30 protein-coding genes and 1 pseudogene are annotated in these 21,622 nt (G+C 54.9%); 1 reads left to right on the plus strand and 30 read right to left on the minus strand.

What is annotated here, in order from left to right; all coding sequences use genetic code 11:
* Positions 1-2: 2 nt before the first annotated feature.
* The 25 genes and pseudogenes from FHN83_RS05585 to FHN83_RS05700 all read right to left on the minus strand — a co-directional run bounded on the left by FHN83_RS05585 (position 3) and on the right by FHN83_RS05700 (position 17,520).
* Positions 3-287, minus strand: coding sequence for a hypothetical protein (locus FHN83_RS05585; RefSeq protein ID WP_139563409.1), 285 nt, complete (start codon positions 285-287; stop codon positions 3-5).
* On the minus strand, positions 287-1,810 hold the full coding sequence (locus tag FHN83_RS05590) for a phage head spike fiber domain-containing protein (RefSeq protein ID WP_139563410.1): 1,524 nt from the start codon (positions 1,808-1,810) through the stop codon (positions 287-289). Before FHN83_RS05590 ends, FHN83_RS05585 begins: the two co-directional genes overlap by 1 nt.
* A 134-nt stretch (positions 1,811-1,944) precedes the next feature.
* A pseudogene (locus tag FHN83_RS05595) lies at positions 1,945-3,240 on the minus strand (DNA circularization protein); the annotation flags it as partial.
* Positions 3,241-3,288: 48 nt separating this feature from the next.
* On the minus strand, positions 3,289-3,705 hold the full coding sequence (locus FHN83_RS05600; protein WP_032675068.1) for a PH domain-containing protein: 417 nt from the start codon (positions 3,703-3,705) through the stop codon (positions 3,289-3,291).
* Positions 3,706-3,773: 68 nt separating this feature from the next.
* Entirely contained in the window at positions 3,774-5,555 is a 1,782-nt protein-coding gene (locus FHN83_RS05605; RefSeq protein WP_032675069.1) for a phage tail tape measure protein, read from the minus strand.
* Between the two features lie 117 nt (positions 5,556-5,672).
* Positions 5,673-5,960: a phage tail assembly protein gene (locus tag FHN83_RS05615; protein WP_032675070.1), complete on the minus strand. Its 288-nt coding sequence runs from the start codon at positions 5,958-5,960 to the stop codon at positions 5,673-5,675.
* Complete coding sequence (locus FHN83_RS05620; protein WP_032675071.1) at positions 5,960-6,316, minus strand: phage tail tube protein; 357 nt, start codon at positions 6,314-6,316, stop codon at positions 5,960-5,962. The genes FHN83_RS05615 and FHN83_RS05620 overlap by 1 nt, the downstream gene beginning before the upstream one ends.
* Positions 6,316-7,812, minus strand: a complete 1,497-nt coding sequence (locus FHN83_RS05625) for a phage tail sheath subtilisin-like domain-containing protein (RefSeq protein WP_139563412.1) — start codon at positions 7,810-7,812, stop codon at positions 6,316-6,318. The genes FHN83_RS05620 and FHN83_RS05625 overlap by 1 nt, the downstream gene beginning before the upstream one ends.
* A complete protein-coding gene (locus FHN83_RS05630; protein ID WP_032675073.1) occupies positions 7,809-7,991 on the minus strand; it encodes a DUF2635 domain-containing protein in 183 nt (60 codons plus the stop codon). The genes FHN83_RS05625 and FHN83_RS05630 overlap by 4 nt, the downstream gene beginning before the upstream one ends.
* An 8-nt stretch (positions 7,992-7,999) precedes the next feature.
* The gene (locus tag FHN83_RS05635; protein WP_139563413.1) at positions 8,000-8,560 is read right to left on the minus strand and encodes a phage tail terminator protein; all 561 of its coding nucleotides are present in this window, start codon (positions 8,558-8,560) and stop codon (positions 8,000-8,002) included.
* On the minus strand, positions 8,557-9,063 hold the full coding sequence (locus FHN83_RS05640; RefSeq protein WP_139563414.1) for a hypothetical protein: 507 nt from the start codon (positions 9,061-9,063) through the stop codon (positions 8,557-8,559). The genes FHN83_RS05635 and FHN83_RS05640 overlap by 4 nt, the downstream gene beginning before the upstream one ends.
* Complete coding sequence (locus FHN83_RS05645) at positions 9,038-9,451, minus strand: phage head closure protein (RefSeq protein WP_139563415.1); 414 nt, start codon at positions 9,449-9,451, stop codon at positions 9,038-9,040. Before FHN83_RS05645 ends, FHN83_RS05640 begins: the two co-directional genes overlap by 26 nt.
* Positions 9,448-9,771: a head-tail connector protein gene (locus tag FHN83_RS05650; RefSeq protein WP_139563416.1), complete on the minus strand. Its 324-nt coding sequence runs from the start codon at positions 9,769-9,771 to the stop codon at positions 9,448-9,450. Before FHN83_RS05650 ends, FHN83_RS05645 begins: the two co-directional genes overlap by 4 nt.
* Before the next feature lie 74 nt (positions 9,772-9,845).
* Positions 9,846-11,072, minus strand: a complete 1,227-nt coding sequence (locus FHN83_RS05655) for a phage major capsid protein (RefSeq protein WP_139563417.1) — start codon at positions 11,070-11,072, stop codon at positions 9,846-9,848.
* 9 nt (positions 11,073-11,081) lie between these two features.
* Entirely contained in the window at positions 11,082-11,681 is a 600-nt protein-coding gene (locus FHN83_RS05660; protein ID WP_114386596.1) for an HK97 family phage prohead protease, read from the minus strand.
* Positions 11,674-12,900 carry a phage portal protein gene (locus tag FHN83_RS05665; RefSeq protein WP_139563418.1) on the minus strand — a complete coding sequence of 409 codons (1,227 nt, stop codon included), beginning with the start codon at positions 12,898-12,900 and terminating at the stop codon, positions 11,674-11,676. Before FHN83_RS05665 ends, FHN83_RS05660 begins: the two co-directional genes overlap by 8 nt.
* Complete coding sequence (locus FHN83_RS28150) at positions 12,890-13,051, minus strand: hypothetical protein (RefSeq protein ID WP_032675082.1); 162 nt, start codon at positions 13,049-13,051, stop codon at positions 12,890-12,892. The genes FHN83_RS05665 and FHN83_RS28150 overlap by 11 nt, the downstream gene beginning before the upstream one ends.
* On the minus strand, positions 13,048-14,781 hold the full coding sequence (locus FHN83_RS05670; protein ID WP_139563419.1) for a terminase large subunit: 1,734 nt from the start codon (positions 14,779-14,781) through the stop codon (positions 13,048-13,050). Before FHN83_RS05670 ends, FHN83_RS28150 begins: the two co-directional genes overlap by 4 nt.
* Positions 14,778-15,272 carry a phage terminase small subunit P27 family gene (locus FHN83_RS05675; RefSeq protein ID WP_139563420.1) on the minus strand — a complete coding sequence of 165 codons (495 nt, stop codon included), beginning with the start codon at positions 15,270-15,272 and terminating at the stop codon, positions 14,778-14,780. The genes FHN83_RS05670 and FHN83_RS05675 overlap by 4 nt, the downstream gene beginning before the upstream one ends.
* A gap of 130 nt (positions 15,273-15,402) precedes the next feature.
* Positions 15,403-15,753, minus strand: a complete 351-nt coding sequence (locus tag FHN83_RS05680) for an HNH endonuclease (RefSeq protein ID WP_139563421.1) — start codon at positions 15,751-15,753, stop codon at positions 15,403-15,405.
* 94 nt (positions 15,754-15,847) lie between these two features.
* Positions 15,848-16,048 carry a hypothetical protein gene (locus tag FHN83_RS05685; protein ID WP_139563422.1) on the minus strand — a complete coding sequence of 67 codons (201 nt, stop codon included), beginning with the start codon at positions 16,046-16,048 and terminating at the stop codon, positions 15,848-15,850.
* 51 nt (positions 16,049-16,099) lie between these two features.
* Entirely contained in the window at positions 16,100-16,240 is a 141-nt protein-coding gene (locus tag FHN83_RS28155) for a hypothetical protein (protein WP_176556473.1), read from the minus strand.
* Entirely contained in the window at positions 16,215-16,565 is a 351-nt protein-coding gene (locus FHN83_RS05690; protein ID WP_139563423.1) for a hypothetical protein, read from the minus strand. The genes FHN83_RS28155 and FHN83_RS05690 overlap by 26 nt, the downstream gene beginning before the upstream one ends.
* Positions 16,562-17,176, minus strand: a complete 615-nt coding sequence (locus FHN83_RS05695; RefSeq protein ID WP_139563424.1) for a glycoside hydrolase family 19 protein — start codon at positions 17,174-17,176, stop codon at positions 16,562-16,564. The genes FHN83_RS05690 and FHN83_RS05695 overlap by 4 nt, the downstream gene beginning before the upstream one ends.
* Positions 17,177-17,184: 8 nt before the next feature.
* Entirely contained in the window at positions 17,185-17,520 is a 336-nt protein-coding gene (locus FHN83_RS05700) for a phage holin, lambda family (protein WP_032651393.1), read from the minus strand.
* A 304-nt stretch (positions 17,521-17,824) separates the two neighbouring features.
* On the opposite strand from FHN83_RS05700, the gene FHN83_RS05705 reads away from it, so the two are divergent.
* Complete coding sequence (locus FHN83_RS05705) at positions 17,825-18,304, plus strand: hypothetical protein (protein ID WP_139563425.1); 480 nt, start codon at positions 17,825-17,827, stop codon at positions 18,302-18,304.
* A gap of 119 nt (positions 18,305-18,423) precedes the next feature.
* Here the strand turns inward: FHN83_RS05705 and FHN83_RS05710 are convergent, their stop codons facing one another.
* The 5 genes from FHN83_RS05710 to FHN83_RS05730 form a co-directional block, all read right to left on the minus strand.
* Positions 18,424-19,245, minus strand: a complete 822-nt coding sequence (locus FHN83_RS05710) for an antitermination protein (protein ID WP_139563426.1) — start codon at positions 19,243-19,245, stop codon at positions 18,424-18,426.
* Between the two features lie 17 nt (positions 19,246-19,262).
* Positions 19,263-20,252, minus strand: a complete 990-nt coding sequence (locus FHN83_RS05715) for a DUF968 domain-containing protein (protein ID WP_139563427.1) — start codon at positions 20,250-20,252, stop codon at positions 19,263-19,265.
* A complete protein-coding gene (locus FHN83_RS05720; protein ID WP_419146413.1) occupies positions 20,249-20,905 on the minus strand; it encodes a phage antirepressor KilAC domain-containing protein in 657 nt (218 codons plus the stop codon). The genes FHN83_RS05715 and FHN83_RS05720 overlap by 4 nt, the downstream gene beginning before the upstream one ends.
* A gap of 84 nt (positions 20,906-20,989) precedes the next feature.
* On the minus strand, positions 20,990-21,376 hold the full coding sequence (locus FHN83_RS05725) for a RusA family crossover junction endodeoxyribonuclease (protein WP_139563429.1): 387 nt from the start codon (positions 21,374-21,376) through the stop codon (positions 20,990-20,992).
* Positions 21,373-21,621 carry a hypothetical protein gene (locus FHN83_RS05730; protein ID WP_139563430.1) on the minus strand — a complete coding sequence of 83 codons (249 nt, stop codon included), beginning with the start codon at positions 21,619-21,621 and terminating at the stop codon, positions 21,373-21,375. Before FHN83_RS05730 ends, FHN83_RS05725 begins: the two co-directional genes overlap by 4 nt.
* Position 21,622: the final 1 nt, after the last annotated feature.

A 21,622-nucleotide genomic window follows, 5' to 3' on the forward strand; every position in this document is an offset into this window, starting at 1 on the left:
AATCAGGCCCAGACGCGAGCAGGTGTTTTCGGGAACACAACGAAGCCATCCAATTTAGATAAATCGAGATCGTCGTTAATAACGCGCAGATTTACGTGATAGCCGGGTTCGGTGACATATTCAACCGACTCTGCATCGCCGATGCTGTTAGTGATAATGCCCACTACATCCAGGCTAATATCAGGGTGATATAAACTGCCATGCTCTTCATCGACAACAAACCCCGCCTCAATTAATTTCGTGCGCATTTCATCGGCATCAGCGAAGCGCAGGTATAAATCTTTCATCAGCGGAGTCCTTTGATTTGGATTTCAGATAAAGCAGAATGCCATATTTTCAAATCCCGAATGTAATAGACGCACTTAACTGTTGAAGGCGTTGTATTACCTAGTTCACTTACAGTTTCGGTTGTGCTGTTTGGTGCAACGGTGGAAGTGTTTGTCTTGCCTGCAAAGTAAGTAGTGATTTTATTTCCTTCCGTTTTATGGACAAAAACACCCTTATCTCCAGCATCCACGTTGATAGCGACGCCACCAGAGCTTCTATATGCTGACAGCTTTTGTGGAGGCGTGTGCATTCTGCATATAATGTCATTACGGGCACCTTTTGAGCCCAGAACGTCGTTATAGCTGGTTGGTGGGAAGAACTTCGGCACTATCGTAAAAGCGATTGTTCTGTTAAACAGTTGAGAAAGTGTTTTGTAACCGATATTTGAACTTGGCATACCCCAGCCATCTGCAGCTCGGGTTACAGTTGCGGAATCCGTTTTAATGTATGAGGTAGGGAATGTGCCTTCTTCTAATTGCGCTCCCCAGAAATATAATCCAGATACACCATCTCCTGTATAATTAGCTGATACTCCATTAGCTAGCTGTATACGAATTACCGTTGATTGGGTCGCAGCGGCTGTAAAGGTGATCCATACACGATAAATGCCGTTTCCAAAATCTTCAAATCCCCGATCAATGAATTGCGCCCCACCAGCGTTACCAGCCCAGGCGCCAGCTACAGGGTCAAAAAAAGACTGAGCTGTGCTACCTGATGCAACTCGCAAATAAAGGTTACGGGGGCTTGAGAAAGCTTTTACAAATACTGAATAGCAGTAAGTTGTACCAGCTGTTAAAACAATGCCTCTATCTGAAGAATAATGCTCAACGGCAGCAGAAGTATCCTCAACCATTAAAGCCATAGTCTGATCGCCGCGAGGAGAAATACCACTATTATTGGTAACCGTGCAGCGCTGACCAGCGCCCCATGTTTCAGACTGGGTATAAAGGTTTGTGGCAGCTCCTTCACACATTAAACCCTGCTTTTCAAAGCGAGGTTCGTTAATTGCCGCCTCCTTCATCATACCTGTTTTATCAATATACGTTCCTGTTGTGGGACGCGAAAACGCAACGCTGCGTGTCCCTATCGGAACATTGACGCCATTAACAGGGGCTGTATCAACTGGGCCTATCCCGGCCAGCATCTGTAAGTTGTCATTAAATGGCACCCAGGCGTCCGGGAACGGCGCATCTACGTATCCGGTGGCGGCGGCCGAGTTCGCAGCATCAGCTGCGCTTTGGGCGGCTGCCTGCTGGGAGGTCAGGGCTTGCTGGGCCGCTGCCGTTGCCTGCGTTGCGGCCTGTGCTGGTTTTATGGTAACCGCATCAATAGCGCGCTTTAACCTTTCGGCCAGGCTTGGCTGAGCCGCGCCTACTGGCATTTCGACCACCGTACCTTCCGGCTCAGTCAATACTTTCTCAAATGCCGAAACGGCTGCATTCAGGCGATTTACCGCTGAATCACCTTCAGTAAACTGGGACATGCTGACTCCTAAAATCCTAATGAACAGGCTCTCTCAACCGCGACCGCCCACCGCAGCCAGTCGCTGGTCTTAGCCGTATAGAGCTGATCCTGATCGGCTTGTTGGTTGACCCGCCACGCCAGCTGGCGCGTCGACAATTTAAGTGGTCGCAAAGGTACGAATCCGGGATGCGCAATACCGTTGCGCTGGACAATTTCGGTGGCACGGCTGGCGTCGTCGTATACACGAGCCGCCAGAACGACGGCAGGCTCTATTCCAACTGGCAGCACAGTTATGGTTCTGTCTGTCTGCCTCAGGCGCTGGGTCAGGTCGGCATTCAGATCTGATTTGAGACGGCGCAGTGCTGTGAATACGCGATCGTCAGTCGTCCGCTCCATCTCTTTAACAATCGCCTGGTTCAGGGTGTCACGAACTACAGTGAGTTCATCCCAGGACGGTGCATCAGGAGTGACTGTGTTCGCCGGCGCGTTGTTCAGTGCCGGGTGAGTGACATTCGCCACAATCGCGGGACTTTGTCCGGAAGAGCCGGCAGAGGTAACCGCTGACGGAGCAGGCAGACTCGTTACGGTGTAAACCGCCTCGCTTAAGGCTGTAGTACGGATCGCGCTCGCAACATAGTTTCTCTGCTCTGTTTTTGACCTTGTGCTCTGGCTGTCGGTTTTCCACACCCCTCTGGGGGCCAGGTCTTTGCCAAGACTGATCCCTGAAAGAGCTTTTGCCATTGTGATCAGGTCACTGGAATTGCCGTACAGCCGGTTGCCCGTTCGCCACATTTTTTGCAGCGACTCAATAAAGCCCTTCCCTGATGACGGAGGGGGAAGCAGCACCGAGATATCCCCCTGGAGAAGTCGCGCTCCCGCGGAAACACCATCGTCGATCATCTTCATGGCGTCTGAGACATAGCCAATCATTCCGTTGGCCTGGCCAATAACGTCCTGCTGAACAAAGTCAGCCATGCCATCCATGCCAAACCCGTCGAATGCATCACTGATGCAGCTGTCGAACGCCGAGCATGAGGACTCAAGCATCTGGGCGGTGGCCGCGCCTGATGTTGGGTAAGCCAGTTCACCTGCCTCCACGAACCGGAGGTCAAAGCGAACCATGCGGCCCTCTGTCTTGCTTGTGCTGACCCTGATCTCGCCATCAACACAGACGCTGATCTCGCCAAAAGATGGATGAATCAGCGTGCCAGGACCCGGTTTATTCAGCGCTTCTTTCAGCGCGTCGCGCTGTTCGTAACAGTCCTCCCCGATCACATAAGCTGTAATGTTCGCGCGAAACGTTACCTTTCCGAGGTCTTCGGTATAGGGTTTGTCACGATTTGGATATTCGTGGGTTTCAACCCGGCGCCCGCCGGTAGAGTCTTCATCCTCAACTTTGAACGGAACGCCGCGAAACGAGGCGCTTTGCAATCGGTCTTTCCACGCCATACCATCTCCAGAAACAAAAAACCCGCCGATTGGCGGGTTTATTTAAGATTATTTATTTTCTATCTCTTCCTGAAGCTCAAAGAAACGCTGCCTGAACTTCATTGGATCTTTGATAAAGCGGATTGGAGCGTGAACAGCTCCAGTATCACTGATAATAAGAGATCCATAACCCAGCAAACGCCCTGATATCCCCTGCTTAACCTGCAGGCTCGAAATTTTCCTGATAGGAATTTCTACAGTATCTCTCTTGATTAAGCCGGACTTAGCGATCAACCGCTTGTTAGTTATCGCAGCCTCATTTGAACGCAAAACAAAATAACCTAAAGGGATCAGGATGAACCCTATAAGAGTAGTGAAACCTAAAATTAAGCCCCACACTACCCATGGCAACCAAGCCCACAAAGTAACATGCCCACGATAAACCACTTCTTCATTGCCAACTAAGTTTGAATCGATATAAGACATTTTTTTATCCATCAAATATTGAGGATAAAATCATAACATCGCATTTCAGATTATTTCCAATTGAAAATCTAGCCACCCATTCCTGTCCTACCTATTCTGGTATAACCCACATCATGGTTTACATCTATCCCAGACGCTCGGGTCTCAGTCACCTTCATTCCTGGCGGAGCATTTTCAAACTGGACAGTCACCTTTCCTTGAGGTTGAGCAGATGCCTGCTTAATCTGATAGGGGTTGTAGCCTGAGCTTGCCACCCCCGCGCCATAAGCACCGTAACCACCCGCCCCCCACTGCGCAGCATTAGCCGCAGCGACGGTATCACTGGCCCCATCACTAAACCACTCGATGATGGGCTTTAATTTGTCCCACATATCCTGGAACCATTTAACAACGGGTCCCCAGTTATTGATGACCATACCAAGGGGAGTCCAGCTGAAAACCTTTTTAAATAGCTCCCATCCCGCATTGAAGTAAGGTCCGATTGTGTCCCATAATTTTTTAAAATAGGGGCCAATTGCATCCCAGTTCGCAATAATCAGCCCTGCAGCAAGAGCAATGCCACGAACAATAAGCCCAACCGGAGAAGCAGTGGCGACGAACGACATCACTTTTAAAGCTGCGCTGGCCCCCATTGCCGCCAGCCGAAGAGTTGCAAAACCAACAGCGGCGCCCAGCAACGCTCTGACCATGCCAGGATTCCGGGAAATATAATCTGTCACCTTATTTATGAGCGGCATCATCCCCCTGGCACTGGCGTTGATTTGCGGCAGCAGCGCATTCCCCAGGGCAACGCCGGCATGAGTAGCCTGATTGCTGAGTAATTGCAGTTGGTTAGCTGTGGTTGCCGCGCGCGCTTCATATTCCTTTTGCATTGAACCGGTGTACTGCGATGCGTCGCCAACCATATTGAAGTTTTTCTTCAACAGGTCCAGGTTTGCCAGCAGGGGAGCTATTGCCCCCATTGATTCCTTACCAAATAAGACGTTAAAAGCGGCTACCTGCCGGGTTTTATCAAGTCTGGAAATTTGCTGCAGCACAGTAAGCATCGTTCCCTGCGCATCTTTCTGCATAGACGCAGCCAGCTTTGTTGATGACAGGCCAAGCTCTTTCAGGCCAGCCTGCTGCTGTTTCGTGGCACTTTTGCCGGCAGTAAGGGCGATCATGAAATTCTTGATACCTGTTGCCGCTACCTCCTGTTCAACACCCACTCCAGCCATTGTCGCGCCAAGAGCAGCGATTTGACCCGATGTAACCCCGGCGATAGATCCCAGCGGGCCGATTCGGGTAACGATGTCGGAAATCTGCTGTGCGTTCGCAGCGCCATTGTTGGACAGATAGTTAATTTTATCCGCCAGCGCCACAACTTCGCCCTGGGTCATTTTGAACGAGGTTCGCCACTTCGCCATCATGTCGCCTGACTGGTCGGCTGACTGGTCAAACGCAACGCCCATTTTCAGGGCGTCTTCAGCAAATTGCCTGAGATCCTGCCGGGCAATGCCCGCCTGACCGCCAGCAGCAACCAGTTTTGCAATATCACTGGCCGCCATTGGCAGGCGATCGGACATTTTTAAGATGTCCTCTCCCATTTCGGCAAATTGCTTAGGGGTGTCAAAATCCACCACTTTCCGCACATCTGCCATCTGCGACTCAAAATCTATCGCGGCTTTAGCTCCGGCAATAAATGGAGCGGCGAGCGCCCCGCCACCAATCAGATCGCCAACAGAGAAATCCGCCAGCCCACTGGATTTAATGCCCTTCTGAAAACCTTTAATCTTCTTCTGCATTGAGGACAACGCAGGAGACAGCTTATCGACCCCGGTGATCAGGGCTTTCAGTTCAAATGTAGCCATCGGATTCTCTGTTAATGCGGTTGGCCTGGGTGGCGAGGAGCTCTAATGCCGAGAACGGCTCGGCAAGGAGATCGATGGGGTTTATTTTCCAGTACTTCGCACAGTCGAAGTAATGGTTCAGGAGTTCTCCTGCGCTGATGTCCCGAGGAAAAAACCAGCCACTTCCCAGCTGATGCTGTTCAGATCTGCAGGAGACATAGCGTCAACAGAACTCAACGGGATACCCGCCAGCCGGGAGACATATTTAGCAATGACGCCGGCATCGAGTTTGATGCCCGCGTCGCCGGTGGTGACGTATGGAAAGCCCAGTTCCCGAACGTCTTTCCCGGTAGGCTCGCGAAGCTCGAGCACAAACAAATCCTCGCCGTGGGCCCGCACTGCGGTTGTAAGCTGGATCTCTTTCATTACTGATAACCTCCCTCTGTTCCGTGGAATTCGAGATCAACCGTGCCTTCTTCCGGGTTGTGGTTGGCTTCGCCATGAAGCCAGGCTTGCGACAACACGTAGACCTGACCATTGGCCAGTTCCGATGTGATCGTCATTTCGGTAGATTCCGTGATTTTGTCCACCGGGAAATCTTTGGGGACTTTCCCGGTAAATTTGGTGTAAGGCGCACGGTGGGTTTCTTTAAAGTCCACCCCACCGCTGAGATCGACAATGTCATCACGCACCTTAAGGTTCATGGGGACTTCAATGCCCCCGGTTGGCGACAGCTGAAGACCGTCGACTTTGATAAAACAGGTACCAGCAATGCGCGGCATTATGCGCTCTCCTCTGCATACTGAAGACGGAACTGGTTAAGCAGCGCGAAGACACGCAGCTGGTTAACGTAGTCAGGTGGGTACAGCACGTTGATGCGGGTCGGATCATTTGCATCGCGCTCAACGATCAGGTGCGCTTTGAACAGGTCATAGTTTTCGACGATCCCCTCGCGTTCCATCTGCCGGTACGTCGACAGCAACTCCCCTTTGATCACCGCCGGGGTGACGATTGCCTGGCCGGGGCCAAAGCGGGTACCGTCGTTCGCCAGCTTATGGCGCCCGTACTTACTGGTGATCACCGTCTTCAGGCGACGCAGGACGTATGCGCTGGTATGAAGCGTTTCACTGTCCAGATAGCTGTTATCGGCAACGCCGTAAGCGTTTTTCTTATAGGTGGTGATATCACGCTGGATGCGCAGCAACCCGCCTTCGGTGTAGGCCGTCGCGATCCCGTGCGTTAACAGGGATTGCTGCTCGGTCTTGATGAAGCGCTTGCCGGTTGGCGGTGGCAGCATGCCCACCAGTTCGCCGGTCTGCGTCGGGCGGGCCGGGTCGATACGCAGGAATACTGCGGCGCGGGCGGTGCGGCTGGCCGCCAGCTCATCAGCGCAGGACTGCACCGTTTTTTCGTACCCGGCGATCGTCAGGTGTGGGTCATTGAACATGTCCCCCACGGTAATCAGATCGCTCACGACGGCAATTTTTGCGGTGTAGACGTGGCCGTAAATCTGGCGTAACCAGCTCCAGCGGCCGCTTGTATCGTTCATTTCCTGGCTGATGGTGTTAACGGACGCCGTATCGTTAAACGGATGGCCGATATAATCGAATGGCTCATCCCCCATCGCGGCGATCGTTCCGGTCAGCACTGGCGCACCGGTACCAGAAACGCCGGTGGCGATCGCGATATTCACGCCAGATGGCAGGGATTCGCCACCGCTAAAACCGTAGTAGTTCAGCGTCACCGGGATGTCATTTGCCCAGGTACCTTTATGGCGCGCTGTCAGGGTAATAACACCCGCAGAAGCCGCAGCGGTATATGGCGTTCGCCCGTCAGCGTTAATGGCGCTGACAATAGAAGCGGCAATTGCCGCCACCGCGTCGCTCGCGCTCACTGATGCCTGAATCCGGCGGTTACCGATATAAATCGAAACCACGCCTGCAGCCAGTGCAGATCCTGTTACCGTCAGGGTGACCGTTGCTGCCGTTCCGCCAGGCTCCGGTACCGCAATAACCCAGAGTTCACCGAAGGGGTCGGTTTTGCGGTACGCCTCAACCATGCGCGCCAGCTGGCTACCGGCACCAGCCACACGAACCGCGTAATCGGCTGACGGCATGAATACCAGCTGGTTGGTTGCAATGCTGGCGCCAGCGTTAGCGTGGCCGATCAGCAGCGAAGGAGCGCTGGTCTGGGCAGTGTTCGCTGCGCTGTTGTCCATCTCTGCATAAAACAGCGGAACGCGGAGATCAGACGGGATGGTGTTCATCGATACAGTCATTTAGTGCTCGCCTTATTTTCCGGTTCGCCGCCTTTCACCGGCTGAACAATTTCAATATCCCCGTCGATTTCCCGACGGTACCAGTACTGGCTGTCTTCAACGTTTCGCCCTTCCTCAGGCAAAAGGTCGCCCCGGGCCGGGTCATGGACAGACCGCCCGTTTTTCGGTTTTACAAACATGGTTTTCCTCAGGTGGGAAGGTTGATTTCAATGTGGTGTTCGATCTCACCGTCCGGCCCCTGGCCCGGATCGATAAAATCAACATCAATTGACAGGGTTTTGAACTCATCCAGCGCGTTCAGATCGTCCTGCTGTCGGGTGTCGTCTTCTGTCAGTTCAGTCTCAACCACGAAGTCGAACTGATAGCTCAGCTCGTGGCGGTTCACATCCAGCAGCGTGCCGCCGTCGTAGGTGATCGGGTTGCCGTGTTCTTCCGGGTTCCAGCCAAGTAGCGCTTTGAATAGTGCCTGGCGAACCTCGTGAACCACGTCGAAAGAAGCAAACTGGCCGCGTTCGTCCCGGCTGTTGCTGACAAACACGATTACAGAGAAGCCCTCACGCAGCGTCTGCCAGTAATCGGTCTGGCTTTTCTGTTCGCCCGGCGAATCATCGCCCGGCACAACATACGCCGCCGGCAGCAGCATCTTGCCGACCTCCGGCAGATCCTTAAATTGCGCGGCACCGGCCACCCGGTTCTGAAATAAAGGGCAGTGGGCACGCAGAGTGGCAATAACGGGCGTCAGTTTCATCGGCGGCGTTTCTCCGGTTTGAGTGAGAGGCGCAGCTCGCGCGCCAGGTAGTAGCGCGTCCACGGGCTGTTTCTTTGTAGCGTTTCGATCATGAAGTTGTTACGCGGCGCCAGCCGCCAGCCACTACCCCCGGAAGCGCCCCGATGGTGCCCGCGCCGACGTTTAGCGCCTCCCCGCACGCCGTAAAACAGGAATGCCGGGTAGAAGTCGCCGGTGATGAGCCGGTTACCCTGCCCGTTTCGCTGGTTTGGCGCGATACGCGTCATAAACCCCGGCCGGTTCTTGCTGGCCCTGGGCACCATGTAGCCGATAGATTTCGCCAGCCGTCCGCTCTGATAACCCGGGTTTTCGCCAGGCTCGGAACGACCGCGGCGCATCACCAGGCGGCGTGCATCACGCATATGGCGCTGCCCGATATGGATGAAGGCCCGGCGGACGCGCGCCCGGTTGAAACGCATCTCCCTGGGCTGCTGAATATCAACGTGAAAAAAGGGAGTTGCCATTAATGTTCCCTCCGGTTGTCGCTGGCTCGGTGCCCAGTTCGGTACACTCGAGCAGCAGATAACGCCGCTTACTGTTCAGATCGCGGGCCCGTCTGACGCGGTACACCTGCTCACCCTGCACCACTTCGAAATCACTGGTGATCCCGCGGCGCCAGCGAACGGTGATGTAGTGCGTGATCGCATTATCGGTCTGGGCCGTTTCCTGGTAAGTGGTTGCACTGGTCTGGACAACCTTTGCCCAGACCGGAAAAGACACGGGGTAATCAGGCCGGGTACCGAGATCAGCCGCTGGCACATCGACCCGTTTCCGGAGCAGCACCCGTTTATCCAGCTCACCCGGATCGGGCAGCAGGTAGGTCGCGCTGGTTTGCGCCTGGCGAAGTTTCATAGCGGTATGAACCGATAGGGGCCGACAAGCCAGGTGAATGACTGCGGCATCTCTGTTTTTTCGACTTCTGAAACAGATGAGCGGTTTTCGTAAAAGTGGGTGGCCAGCAGCAGCATCCCCAGCCGGATATCGTCCGTCATAACCAGCCCATCAGGATCGGTATCCGGGACGCCAGCATCTGCTGCATACAGAGTCCGATTTAGAAAGCTCACCGTTCTGGCCTGAACCGCACTGCCTATCACCGTCAGCAACTCATCCTCTTCGGTGTAATCGTCCTCCAGCCGCAGCTGGAGCTTAATTTCACTCAGTTTGAGCAGCATATAAATCTCCATGCCCGCCAGATGACGGGCATAAAAAAACCGCTTACGCGGCATCATGTAAAACAGGTGCGTTATTACGGTGTAGCCGGCTTGCCCTGCAGTGCCTTGATGGCGGCAGTATCCTCCAGTACGCAGTCGAAGCGGTGGAAAGCCAGGAACGCCGTCTGATCGTATTCGGCGTAACGCTCAACCAGGCGTTTCAGGGTCATATAGGAAACGCGACGAACGATGAAGCGGTTAAAATCCCCCAGGAAAATGAATTTCTTACTCGCTGCCGCCGCATCAATTGCCTGATCGATCACATACGGAATACCCAGAACGGTCGCCGGGGAACCGCCCACAACATCCGGCAGCCACAGCGGGCGTTTCTGATCATCAACCATCTCTTCAATTACCTGAAGCGTACCGTCATTAAATGCCCAACGGAATTTAGGTCCGCCGCGATATGCCGGATCAATTGCATGCTTCAGGCTGTTCATTTCCTGCCAGGTAAACGTTGCCGCCGCTGCCGCAGAGACGGTCCCGGTTACTGAAGCCGCCAGACCCTTTGGCTGCAGCGGTGTACCTGCCCCCGTACCCTGGACCAGGTATTTAGCTTCGCCGCGGCCAATGCGCTGTGCAATACGCCCCGCCAGGTAGGCCTCGATATCTACGCCGCTGTCCTGCAGCAGTTCGTTGGAGACGCGGATGATTTTGGATGACAGCTTTTTGGCGCCCAGGATCGCCGTGCCGAACGTCACATCACCTTCACTGGCCGCAGAGTTTTCTGCGAGCAGTTCGCCTTCTTCTGAGGTACCGTCGGAAGTGGACCAGGTAATATCCTGACCGTTCGAGGTATTGAGAATCTGAGCAACGCTCGCGATCCCGCCATAGGCCTTCATCGCATCGATGATGGTATTGCGCATCTGGGTGGGTACGGTATAGCCCCCTTTATCATCAGGAGACGTACCCTGCGCGCGCAGTTCTTTAACGGCCTGACGCTCTTCGGCAGTGAGTTCACCGAAGCCGTGGCGGAGAAGGCGATCAAATGCTGCGGCGCGGCGCTCATCTGCCTGCTTCTCCGGGTTAATCTGGCGCTGACGCTGCTCCGGCTCCTGCTCGTCAACGTAGCTCTGATCGTGACGGCGCAGCTCTTCTTCGCGGCCGATTTGTTCGTCGAGCGCATCCAGCTCGTGTTTTGCTTTATTCCACTGAGTGCGCTGCTCCTCAGTCCAGGTAGTGTTTTCAGGGATCCCCTCATGCAGCGCACGCATTTCACGGGCGATGGTGTTACGTTTCTGCTTCAGTTCATGCAATTTCATGGTTTTTCCTTACGCGTTAAGAAGAGTCAGCATGCGCTCGCGCGCCGTTCGTTGATTAATGGCTTGCGCCAGCGCGCCGCTGTCGCGCGCCTCCTGCCAGGCTTTCATGGAGCGAACTCCGGAATCGGCATCCTGATAGGCCGGGTAGGTCACCGGGCTTACATCAAAGAGCCGGGAAAAGCGGTTAATCTCGCGAATGACGATACCCTCATCGTCCTGGTACCAGTGCTCGCCGTCGTGGGCGATCCGGAATGCGAAAGACGACTGAGTAATATCGCCGCGCATCATCGGTGCCAGCACCAGATCACGAATGGTCTGGGTGTCAGGGGCCGCGATGTCGTAGCGAAGCCCTTTATCATCGACGCTGACGCTCAACGTACCGGAAGCGCTGCGGCCAAGGATAAAGTTCGGGTCGTGGTTAAACAGCCCACGGATATCGTCGCCCAGCACGTCATCGAAAGCGCCGGGCTTAATAATCTCGCGGAATCCCCATAGGGGTTCGGAGCGGCTGTTAAACACCGATCCGTAACCGATAATGCGCGTGGGCTGTTCCCCCAGCTGTTCGGCACGGACCTCACCGCTGTAACAGCGAGTCTCGCGATCACTCATCGGTTTTTTCCTTTTCGGTTTTGGTGGTTTTGAAATCGTCCACCGAGTTGGCGGCGTTGACGCTGACAAGCATTTCATCCAGGCCGTCGACCGGGTTCATATCCTCGAAAGCGCGGGCTTCGTTGCGGCTCATCCAGCCATCGGTGATCGCAAAGTGGTAGAACTGTGCGCGTTCCTGCGGGGTGCCGCGTAGCAGGCCAGTGAGGTTAAACCTGACGTAATACCCGGCGGCCAGTTCGGCACGGGTAAACAGGCGGCGGTTAAGCTCCTGCTCCCAGTTCGTCACCCAGGGCATCATCGAGTAGCGGACAAACTGAATGGCCTGCTGCGTAATGTTGCTGAAGGTGGCTTTTTCCAGGTCGTTAATCATGTGCGCCGGCACATTAAAGATGCCGGCAATCATCGAACGGTTGAGCTTTGACATGTCGATGATCTGGGCATCAATCGGCGACACGGTCAGCGCCTTGTAATCCAGATCGGCAGGCAGCAGCATGGTTTTGTTTTCCTGGCTGCGTAACGCCTGCGCCGCTTTCTGCCACTGTTCTTTAAGCCAGCCCCAGCTTTCCTTAGTGAGTCCGCTCTTAACGGACACGATCCCCGCCGGGCGGGCATTGCCGCTGAAGAAGCTTTCTGTGTACTTCTGCCCGCTCATACCCATGCCGATCGTTTCGGCGTGCTGCATCACCGGGCTGAGGCCCATTTTCTGGTTATTCCCCAGCGCCCGTATGTGGATCATGTCGTCGGGGCTGATGGCGAATGCCCCCTCTTCGTTGTAGAGCCCGTAGGTATAGCGCCCGCCGGTATTAATCAGGGTCGCTTCCCACGGCATGCAGCAGTCCAGGGAGGTCACTTCACCGCGACGGCTGCGCTTAACCCAGGTGTATCCATTCCCCCAGCCGAGGATGTGGCGTTGCTTCAGTTCGCGCCACTTATAGCTGGTCTGCCAGGTGTTCGGTTCATCATGGACCAGATAAAACGCCGGATGATCCCGCGCTGGCTCGACCCTGCCGTTGTGCTTTCGCATGACATGCAGCGGCATCTGCGCGAGGTTTGATGACAGGACGTAAATGCAGGCATATACAGCCGCCAGCTTCATCGCCGTTTCAGGGCTTACGTACACATCCGCCCTGAATAGCCCCTCCATATCAACTGCATCACCAGTTATTGGCGTGCCGGGATTTTCGAGCGATTCACTTCTGAACAGAGAATCAAGCAGCACGCTTCCCCCTTCTGGCCATAACCAGTCCCGCCACCAGCAGGAGCCCGCCGGAGAACATCAGTGCCGGAGCCAACCCGAACTGCAGGTAAAATCCGGACGTGAGCAGGCCGTAACCGGCCAGCCCGATTACATCGGTGATAAGTGATTTCATAGAATTAAGAACTCTTCGTCTGAATCGAGAGATGAAAGGAAATCACCAGGCTCTTTGAGCATTGCCCGCCCGATCGCCATGATCAGCGCAACCGCGCCGTCGATTTTGTTTTCGTTCTGCTCTTTGATGGGTTTAACCACATCGTCGTTACCAGGCAGATACTTGCCGACGACGTTACTGATACACCAGCTCATGATCGGGTTGCCGTCATGATGAAAGCGACCCGACTCAATGGCGGCTTCCAGCTCCTTCATCGGGTCAGACATATTGGTGTAGTTCTGGATGATGGTGACTGGGTTTAGCCCTTCATCGGCCAGATCGTGTGAAAGGCCGGTAGCGCCAAACGGGTCAATCGGTGACTCACTTACCGGGTTCAGCTTATTCGCCGCCTTCGCCTCTTCAAGGATGTAGCGGTAATCCACCTCCGCCCCGTCAGTTACCGTAAGTAACCCCATCTCTACCCATTTCTGAAAACGTTCAGCAGTCCGGCGATCCTCGTTTTTTTCGACGCTGTAAACCGTGTCATACGGCACCCAGAACCGCGGCGCCACGCAGTAATAATGCGTTTTCCCGTCAATCTCCCGAGTAAACAGTCGCGGCATGCTGTTCATGTCCAGTTTGCGCGCCAGGTCAAACGCCAGTATGCAGGGCTGGCCCTCGAACTGTTCCAGCGTCAGCGTCTTGTCTTCGCAGTTCTGCCAGGACACCAGGTTGAAGAACGCGGCCCGGGCAGCGACCCAGATATTGAGGTGCTTCGTTTTGAACACGCCTGCCTGGCGGGCATTATTGATAGCGCGCTGTTGTTGACTCAGCAGAAAGTCACGGTAGACCGACACTCCCATATTCGGGTTTGCCTTCTCAAGCACCTTCGGGTCGGTCCAGTCATCACCGTCATCGACTGTGTAAACCACGCCGAACAGCTCCTCGTTGGGCACCGAGCCGTTCAGCATCTCAATCACTTCTCGCCGCTTGTCGTAGCAGGGCCCCTCGATGTTATAACCCGCGGTGGTGATCGCCCACATCAGCGGCTGCCGGCGGGCACCCATGCCCGTCAGCATTGTGGTGTACAGCGCATCGGTCGGGTGCTCATGATATTCGTCGACTATCGCGCAGTGTGGCGAGGCCCCGTCGCCAGGGTTGCCGATCAGCGGCTCGAAGCGGGCGCCGTCTTCCGGTCGGTTCAGGTTTGAAGCGTTGACCTCGATGCCGAATGCCTCCACCAGCAGTGGGGTGCGTTTGCACATCAGGCGCGCAGGCCGGAACACTTCCCACGCCTGTTTTTCTGTCGTGGCGCCAGAATAGACCTCGGCACCGAACTCATTGTCACAGGTGAAGCAGTACAGCGCCACGCCGGCAGAGATCGCTGACTTGCCATTCTTGCGGGGGATCTCGGTATAAACCTCCCGGAAACGGCGAAGCCTTGTCCCCTTCTGCACCCAGCCAAAGGCACAGCAGATGATAAAGAGCTGCCAGGGTTCCAGGGTGATCGGCATCCGCTTGAATGCCCACTCCCCTTTGGTGTGCGGCAGCAGTTGAATAAACTTCGCGGCCTTCTCCGCAATGTCTTTGTCAAAGCGGTACCGGAATTTCTTACTCTTTTCGGCCGCCATGTCGTCGATATGGCGCTGGCAGGCCTGAATGACATACTGGCACGCCGGGATCTTCCCCCGCACAACGTTGCGGGCGTACTGATTCGCGGCGTTAACGTTGGGATACGACTTCCGGCTCATGAGCTGATCATCTTCAGGAATGGGTTGGATGTTTTCTTCTGGCCTGCAAGGCCGACCAGACGCTGGCGGCTGCTGGGGTCGAGGCCCAGCATTGAACCGGTAGAACTCATCTCCGATTCCTGTTCTTTCTTCGCGGTCAGCTCAGGGTTCTTTATCTTGCCGCCCATCGCACCGGTTATGGACAGGCCTTCCACGGCGATATTCTTTACCGCCCGGCGCCAGAATTCGTACGCGACACACCAGCGCTCGAGCACGGCGAGATCGGTAACGCAGATCAGGCCCTGTCCGCATAATTCTTTTGTGGTCAGTTCCCACATGATCGCCGCGAGCGGCAGATTCTCTTCTTCAAACCAGTCCGGCGGCGACACACCCTTGATGGGGGTGAACACCGGCTCATCTTTGTTCAGGGCTCGCTTACCGGGGTTTCCGGCCAGCTCCTTGCGCGCCGTTGGCTTTGGGCGGCGCCCGGAACGCCCCGCCGTTCCAGCCATAAGCGACACTCCTGGTTAAATTTGATTTTTCGCGGGTATAAAAAAACGAGGAGGCGGGCAGTCCGGAAGGCGGTCGGCAGCAGGGATTTGACCACCCCCTCCCCGGGCCCGATGCATTCGAGAATCACTCTCATTTGATGCGGTCGCGCGCGGTCTTCTTGGCATGGCAGGACCAGCACAGGCTCTGCAGGTTGGAGTCAGCGTCATTGCCGCCGTGTGCCTTCGGAGTGATGTGGTCAACGCACGAGGCTGACTTAACGACACCCTGCTTCAGGTGGTCCTGGCAAAGCCCTTTGTCACGCTTCAGGATCCGGGCACGGATAGTCTCCCACTTCGTGCCGTAGCCGCGCTGGTGTCGTGTTTGTCCGGGCTTGTATTGTTTCCAGCCTTCACCCTTGTGTGCTTCGCAGTAGCCTGATGGGTCTGTTGTTGTCGATCGGCATCCGCGAACGCGACAGGCCTTTGGTGTGCGTGGCGGCATGATCTCTGACTCCGTTTTAGCCCTTACAGGGTATATTTATGATTTATCCGCTATAGCCATTATTAAGCCCACCAGCCGATGAGCTTTGGAATGGCTACTCTTCAAGCTGAAGCACGCCACCCTCTTCAAAATCGGAGTATGCAATAAGCCCGGTGTAGCCAGGTAAGTTGCCACCATCGTCGGTTTCAAACTCTGGGATTTCAGCCTGAGTAATGGTGTAGGCTGGCTGCCCATCTGCCTCGGCAAATTCAGCGAGGGATTTAATTTGCTCTGCTGTAAGAACTAACGGTGTCATAGCTTCCCCTTCATTGGTCATAAAAAACCTCGCTAATGCGAGGCTCGGTGTTCATTTCACAGCGTTGTACCAGGCCTGCCAGCGATACTTATCGAGGCGCAACTGGCGCAGGCATTCCGCAGTTTCGATATCAGCCTGCAGATCGTCATCGCTATTGGTGCCAGCGTTACTTCCCCTGCACGGCTCCTGCATCAAATCCGCTGATGGAGTTGGCAGCGTCGATTGCACGCTGGCGCAGCTGCACAGCAGCATCGTCAAACTGGCACACAGTACGATCCGGAGACTGAACATATTTCACCACGTCGCGGGTAATGGTCCGGTAAATCACTTTGCTTTCGGCGGTGGCCGCAGCGGCTTTCTCTTCTACCGGCTGAATAATCTTCTCGGCTTTTTCCTTCTTCTTTGCCGCCAGCGCGTTGATATGGTCAGCGTGCGCACTCCAGCCAGAACGCCAGGCGATCGCCCCGGTGACCGAGACAGCGACCACCAGCGCCAGCAGAACGTAACGCAGCTTCATGACAGCGCCGCCAGCGCGCGGCTGTAACGCACCTTCCGGTCAGCCACCCCATTCTGCCCACCGTTGATGATCTGCGTGACACGCACAATATCGCCGGAGTAAAGCAGGCAGCCGCGTAACGCAAAGAACCAGGCAGCCGACCGGGCAGCGTGTCGCTCCTGTACCAACAGCTCCGGCGTGCTTACCAGATCCAGCTTCAGGGCAACTCCGCATTTGGTGTAGTTCTCACGCCCGGTGATCTGCAGCAGGCCACGGCCACGATACTTCCAGCCATCGCCCGGGCTGTTATTGCCCATGCGATCGCCATATACCAGGTTGGCAATCTGCGGCTGGTGGGCAACCTGCTTACCATCAATCCGGCCCAGCATCTCGCACTGGTACGGCGTAAGGCGCTTACCGAAAGTTTTCTTCAGGCCGTCGACCGAATAGTTGAAGCTCTCCACCAGCGAGTTAAAGCCTGCCGACTCGTGGCCCAGCTGCGCGATGAACATGGCCTGATCGTTAACTGCGGTGATACCGAACTCTTTCATTGCCGCGTCGATATGCGGATACCAGCGCGCAGCTAACCCGGCGCTTAGCTCAGCCGCCTTTTGAAATTGTGCCTGATTCATAGGGTTCCTTACTTGGTGTCACCACCAAAGCGGACGTTGATAACTCGGTTTGCCACAGAACGGACCTGCTCGACGCCTACAAAGCCCAGCGCCCCGCCGATTGCAATGGAGAGGGATTGAGGAAGGTTTACGTAATCCAGAGCGGATACAGCCGTTAACGTCATGGCACCGCACATCAGTCCTTCCAGCAGCATCTTTTTCCAGCCACCGCCGCCGTAAGCAATTCTCAGCACTGCCATTACAACCGACAGCAGTACAGCGCCAATAGGTGTTTCACCACGCCACCAGCTGTGGAGCAGATCGATTAACTCCGTCCAGGAGTGAGGGTCATTATGCATTTTCATATCTCTCACCTCGCTGGTGCGCGGGTGTTGTGTTGAAAGGATCAGGCTCTCCGGATGAATTAACGACAAGACGAGTGATGGGGGGATCCGGGAACCTGAAATTAAAAAAGGCCGCCGAATGGCAGCCTGTTTAAGAAATTAATTTTTGCAGATGCGTTTCGTGTGATGGGCTGTGCGTTTGTTTATATTCTGGTAAATGTTAATGGCAATTGCTCATCGTTTGATCCAAATCGCATACACTTTAAAAATTTTTGGATAAAGGTAATGAGCCAGTTTCAGCTGGCTTTACTACACAGGAGCTAAAATGCTTTCAGCAAAAGAAGAAGCTTTTATCTTGAAAAACGACGGAACCAGAGTGGGTCCTTATAAAGCAAAATTTGCCGGAGACACAGTCATAGTAAATGACAAAATGGCTGACGTAGATGATGGTGATACGGTAGTTCGCGTGCTTCCGAACGGAAAAGAAGAACACAAGGAAATTTATAAAGCGAATTTCTACGATACCGGCATAGGAGGGTTCGGTCCTCACTATCAGCTTAAAGTTGGTCCTAAGAAGACCATGCCTGCCTTCTCATCACAGCAGATCAATATTCACGGCGGCAATGTTCAAATTGGTAATCACAATCGTCAGGAGATCACCACTAGCATTGAAACGCTCATTAGCTTAATTGATAACTCAAATGCACAACCACAAGAAAAAGAAGAAGCAATAAGTCTTCTTCGGCGGTTTGCTGAACATCCCTTGGTTACATCTATCGCTGGCGGGGCAATAGGATTGCTTTAAAAATTAAAAACCCGCTTGGTGGCGGGTTTCTTAACTCTGAACATACAACGCCCATCGTTAACGTCAAATTTACACAAAAACGGCAACTTTGCAAGTAACGTGGCGCTAAATAGTGAGATTTATATCGAATTATGCGCTCTAGTTACTTTCTTTAGCTCAGCATCAGCATTGCTTTCTTCCTGAAAACATTTTGTCACCAGGCTTTCATAGAACGGTTTCCAGCTGTAGCGCCATGTACGATCGGGAAGGCTATCCAGCTCGGCCAGAACGCCGCGGTACGCCACTGAGGATTTAGGTCTGCTGTACCCTCTTCCCTCGCACCGTTTGCACTCCTTATAAACGGGTACGCCCTGAAACTCAGTTTCTTTACGGTCGAGGGTTTTCCCCGTTCCGCCACACTGGCAGCGCTTACTCAGTTGGCCCGTGCCGTTGCACTTGCCGCACAGCTGGTGGTCCACATCCTTAACCTGACGGGAGACCTTGAAGTCAGATGGAGACTGGCCCAGATCCTTAGCAAACTGAGGCAGGCGCATGGTGTAATGGCTTTTGGTAATCACGCTGGTTTTGGTGATGATGCCTTTGCCCTGGCATTTTGGACAATCGACACTGTCAGCAGCTGATGAGGCATAGTCTTTGAAGGCGAAACGGGCGAGGATCCGCATGCACAGCGGGAACTTTTTCCCCGCAGCTTTACGCACCGCCATCGGCGCATGCTGTTTGGCGTACTCGGTCAGCCAGGATATCGCGGCTTCTTTATCCTGTGGGCTGATGCCTGCCTTCCCCAGATACATGGCGAGGCCGATCCCGGCATCTGCCTGAGTCATGCCCAGCGCCGCCATAATGTCGGTTACGGTTAACTGATCGCCCGCAGTGGCGCGGACACTATCCGAAATGTGCATACCTTTCGGTGCAAAAAATTTTAAAACTCCATCCAGATTCATCGCGTTCTCCACTCCGTCTACGCCAGTACGCCGATAGCCAGCGCCCGGTCTAATGTTTTCAGCAGCAGCTCCGGCTGCGTGCCGTATTTCGCTTCAAATGCCACGGCGTCAGCGTGTAATTCATCGTGGTGCGCTCTGCACAGCGGGATCACGAACAAATCATGCGCTTTGGTACCCATCCCACCCATGCCGTGACCGATCAGGTGGTGGGGGTCGTCTGCTGGTTTCTGGCAACATGCACACGGCTGCGCCTTTACCCAGCGGGTGTACTTCTCGTTCTGCCAGCGTCGGCGCTTCGGCCTCAGCATGTAGGATTCCGGCGTCTCTGGATCCACCTGCAGCGCCAGCACCTTTTCAACAGCCTCCTCTACAATGCTGGTGGGCGGTACCGACGGCACAATGTCAGCCTCACGCATCACCGACTGCATTTTCTCTGCCGGAATACGCAGGATCTTGCGAGCCACCGTCTCAGGTATGACATGGGCGAGCTTGTTAAGCGTCAGCCACCAGCACAGTTCTGGCAGTGTCACGGCGTGTGAAGCATCGAAACCCAGCCCCGCACGAACAACCGACAGTAGCCAGGCTACCAGGTTCTCCCGCGCAATGCCCGCCAGTTCGTTAGTAAATTGCTCTCGCACCCGGACATCGCAGGCCCAGCACAGCCGCAGCACGCCGGGTGCATGCCTCATGGTGACCATTTCGTGGTGGTGGTAGTCGCTGTGTCGGTACTGGCAGCCAGATTCACGCATCAGCCAACCTTCGAGGCATGACAGTCCACCAGCCCGCTGAATGACATCGGCATGCTCAAACACGGGCACCATTAATGGGTCCTCTGCCAGCGGCTGGCCTGCCGCTGGAAGTTCGCCGGTTGGCAGGTTGGCCAGGCGCTCCGGTTCGTTCTCCAGCAGAATGCGCCCGCGATGGAAATGCGGCATGAGTTCAGGACCAGGCCGGAAAGCCACGATCCCGAACTCCTTCACGACGACAGGGGTAAGTAACGCTCTCACGCAGCATTCCCTTTAGCGATATGCTCTGCCCATAACCCACCAATCCACTTCACCCCTTTAGCCGTGAAGCGCGCCTGACTGAAGGCATGGTTGGAAGTGTTAGAAGTCCCGGTTTTAACTTCAAAACGTCCGGCGTCGATATGCTGGTGCCGCGGCGTCAGCGCGCCGCCGAGCCGGTACATGATGTCGTTCTCGATCAGGAAAAGGCGGAATTCTGTTTCTTTGGCTTTAAGCAGCTTTGCCACCTGGCGGAATGAAAGTGAGCCGTTGGCGGTACAGTAGCGATCGACAAATTCGACTTTTGGTGCCGCGGCGGCCAGCTCCAGCGCCAGCCTCTCTTTTTGCTCGGCAAGATCAGCAGCAAGACGCAGCGCCTCTGGCAGGGTCTGAGGTACGCTCATCTGTTGGCCGCTCTCCAGTTCCTGCCAACGGTCAACCAGGCGGGCAGTAAATTCGGGGCAGAGCTGCGCAACAATCACATAGCTGTCACGCTTATTCACCTGGTAGTGGTGATACTCCTGGCCGTTCTGCGGATGGGTGTACGGCAATGCCGTATACCCATCGATGACTCCTTTACCCATCAGTCGCTCGATAGTAATGCACACATCAGGGTGACGTGAACCTACAAGCGCGGCGATATCCCGGCTGGACATTGTCATTGTCTGGCTTGCTGCTACAGCGTGATGTGTAGCGCAAAGAGTGAATATAGTTGTCTGGTTCATGCGTTTCTCCACTTATCAGGCGGCTGCACCCGCCGGTTCGTACTTACTGATCGTGATTTCGACCTTTCCTTTCTGCGTTACTGGCCCCCACTCCACCAGCATTCGCTTAATCTGGCTGTCGTCCTCCCAGATGCCCGCGTGAGTCAGCGCGTCGAACAGGGCTTTGTTGTAGTTGTCGATGTCGCGGCACCGCGCGTCTGGCGGGAAAAGAATGATCTCCACCGCCGCTGGCGCGCTGCTGGGCTTCGGTAATCTGCGCAGTTGCTCAATGATCGCAGCGCAAGCATCGCTCTGGTACGCACGCCCTTTGGCGCTGATGAGGTGGCGACCGGCCAGCGGCCCCTTATTCGGGGCGCGCCAGTAGGTGTTTACGCTCGGAGGGAACGGCAGCACCAATTTCATTTACCCTCCGGGATCAGCTGAGATGGCTGGCTGTTGATTTTTATGCCGCGATGCGCGCCCGGGACTATCGTTATTGCCTCTTTGCGCTGCAACGCACGCAACTGCAGGGCGGCCGCATTCGGCGACACAACTCCCATCAGGCGGGACAGCTCTGAAATAGTCGGCGGATAACCATGCTCGCTCTGGTATTTCACCAGCAGATCGAAAACCTCCTGCTGGCGCACCGTTAATGATTTATTGGCCACT

Origin of the sequence: Leclercia adecarboxylata (assembly GCF_006171285.1) — a bacterium.
Classification (GTDB): domain Bacteria; phylum Pseudomonadota; class Gammaproteobacteria; order Enterobacterales; family Enterobacteriaceae; genus Enterobacter; species Enterobacter barmai.

Coding starts and splice junctions, on each gene's coding strand:
- FHN83_RS05585 (WP_139563409.1), bottom strand. CDS start 287: ATGAAAGATTTATACCTGCGCTTCGCTGATGCCGATGAAATGCGCACG.
- FHN83_RS05590 (WP_139563410.1), bottom strand. CDS start 1,810: ATGTCCCAGTTTACTGAAGGTGATTCAGCGGTAAATCGCCTGAATGCA.
- FHN83_RS05600 (WP_032675068.1), bottom strand. CDS start 3,705: ATGTCTTATATCGATTCAAACTTAGTTGGCAATGAAGAAGTGGTTTAT.
- FHN83_RS05605 (WP_032675069.1), bottom strand. CDS start 5,555: ATGGCTACATTTGAACTGAAAGCCCTGATCACCGGGGTCGATAAGCTG.
- FHN83_RS05615 (WP_032675070.1), bottom strand. CDS start 5,960: ATGAAAGAGATCCAGCTTACAACCGCAGTGCGGGCCCACGGCGAGGAT.
- FHN83_RS05620 (WP_032675071.1), bottom strand. CDS start 6,316: ATGCCGCGCATTGCTGGTACCTGTTTTATCAAAGTCGACGGTCTTCAG.
- FHN83_RS05625 (WP_139563412.1), bottom strand. CDS start 7,812: ATGACTGTATCGATGAACACCATCCCGTCTGATCTCCGCGTTCCGCTG.
- FHN83_RS05630 (WP_032675073.1), bottom strand. CDS start 7,991: ATGTTTGTAAAACCGAAAAACGGGCGGTCTGTCCATGACCCGGCCCGG.
- FHN83_RS05635 (WP_139563413.1), bottom strand. CDS start 8,560: ATGAAACTGACGCCCGTTATTGCCACTCTGCGTGCCCACTGCCCTTTA.
- FHN83_RS05640 (WP_139563414.1), bottom strand. CDS start 9,063: ATGGCAACTCCCTTTTTTCACGTTGATATTCAGCAGCCCAGGGAGATG.
- FHN83_RS05645 (WP_139563415.1), bottom strand. CDS start 9,451: ATGAAACTTCGCCAGGCGCAAACCAGCGCGACCTACCTGCTGCCCGAT.
- FHN83_RS05650 (WP_139563416.1), bottom strand. CDS start 9,771: ATGCTGCTCAAACTGAGTGAAATTAAGCTCCAGCTGCGGCTGGAGGAC.
- FHN83_RS05655 (WP_139563417.1), bottom strand. CDS start 11,072: ATGAAATTGCATGAACTGAAGCAGAAACGTAACACCATCGCCCGTGAA.
- FHN83_RS05660 (WP_114386596.1), bottom strand. CDS start 11,681: ATGAGTGATCGCGAGACTCGCTGTTACAGCGGTGAGGTCCGTGCCGAA.
- FHN83_RS28150 (WP_032675082.1), bottom strand. CDS start 13,051: ATGAAATCACTTATCACCGATGTAATCGGGCTGGCCGGTTACGGCCTG.
- FHN83_RS05670 (WP_139563419.1), bottom strand. CDS start 14,781: ATGAGCCGGAAGTCGTATCCCAACGTTAACGCCGCGAATCAGTACGCC.
- FHN83_RS05675 (WP_139563420.1), bottom strand. CDS start 15,272: ATGGCTGGAACGGCGGGGCGTTCCGGGCGCCGCCCAAAGCCAACGGCG.
- FHN83_RS05680 (WP_139563421.1), bottom strand. CDS start 15,753: ATGCCGCCACGCACACCAAAGGCCTGTCGCGTTCGCGGATGCCGATCG.
- FHN83_RS05685 (WP_139563422.1), bottom strand. CDS start 16,048: ATGACACCGTTAGTTCTTACAGCAGAGCAAATTAAATCCCTCGCTGAA.
- FHN83_RS28155 (WP_176556473.1), bottom strand. CDS start 16,240: ATGCAGGAGCCGTGCAGGGGAAGTAACGCTGGCACCAATAGCGATGAC.
- FHN83_RS05690 (WP_139563423.1), bottom strand. CDS start 16,565: ATGAAGCTGCGTTACGTTCTGCTGGCGCTGGTGGTCGCTGTCTCGGTC.
- FHN83_RS05695 (WP_139563424.1), bottom strand. CDS start 17,176: ATGAATCAGGCACAATTTCAAAAGGCGGCTGAGCTAAGCGCCGGGTTA.
- FHN83_RS05700 (WP_032651393.1), bottom strand. CDS start 17,520: ATGAAAATGCATAATGACCCTCACTCCTGGACGGAGTTAATCGATCTG.
- FHN83_RS05705 (WP_139563425.1), top strand. CDS start 17,825: ATGCTTTCAGCAAAAGAAGAAGCTTTTATCTTGAAAAACGACGGAACC.
- FHN83_RS05710 (WP_139563426.1), bottom strand. CDS start 19,245: ATGAATCTGGATGGAGTTTTAAAATTTTTTGCACCGAAAGGTATGCAC.
- FHN83_RS05720 (WP_419146413.1), bottom strand. CDS start 20,905: ATGTCCAGCCGGGATATCGCCGCGCTTGTAGGTTCACGTCACCCTGAT.
- FHN83_RS05725 (WP_139563429.1), bottom strand. CDS start 21,376: ATGAAATTGGTGCTGCCGTTCCCTCCGAGCGTAAACACCTACTGGCGC.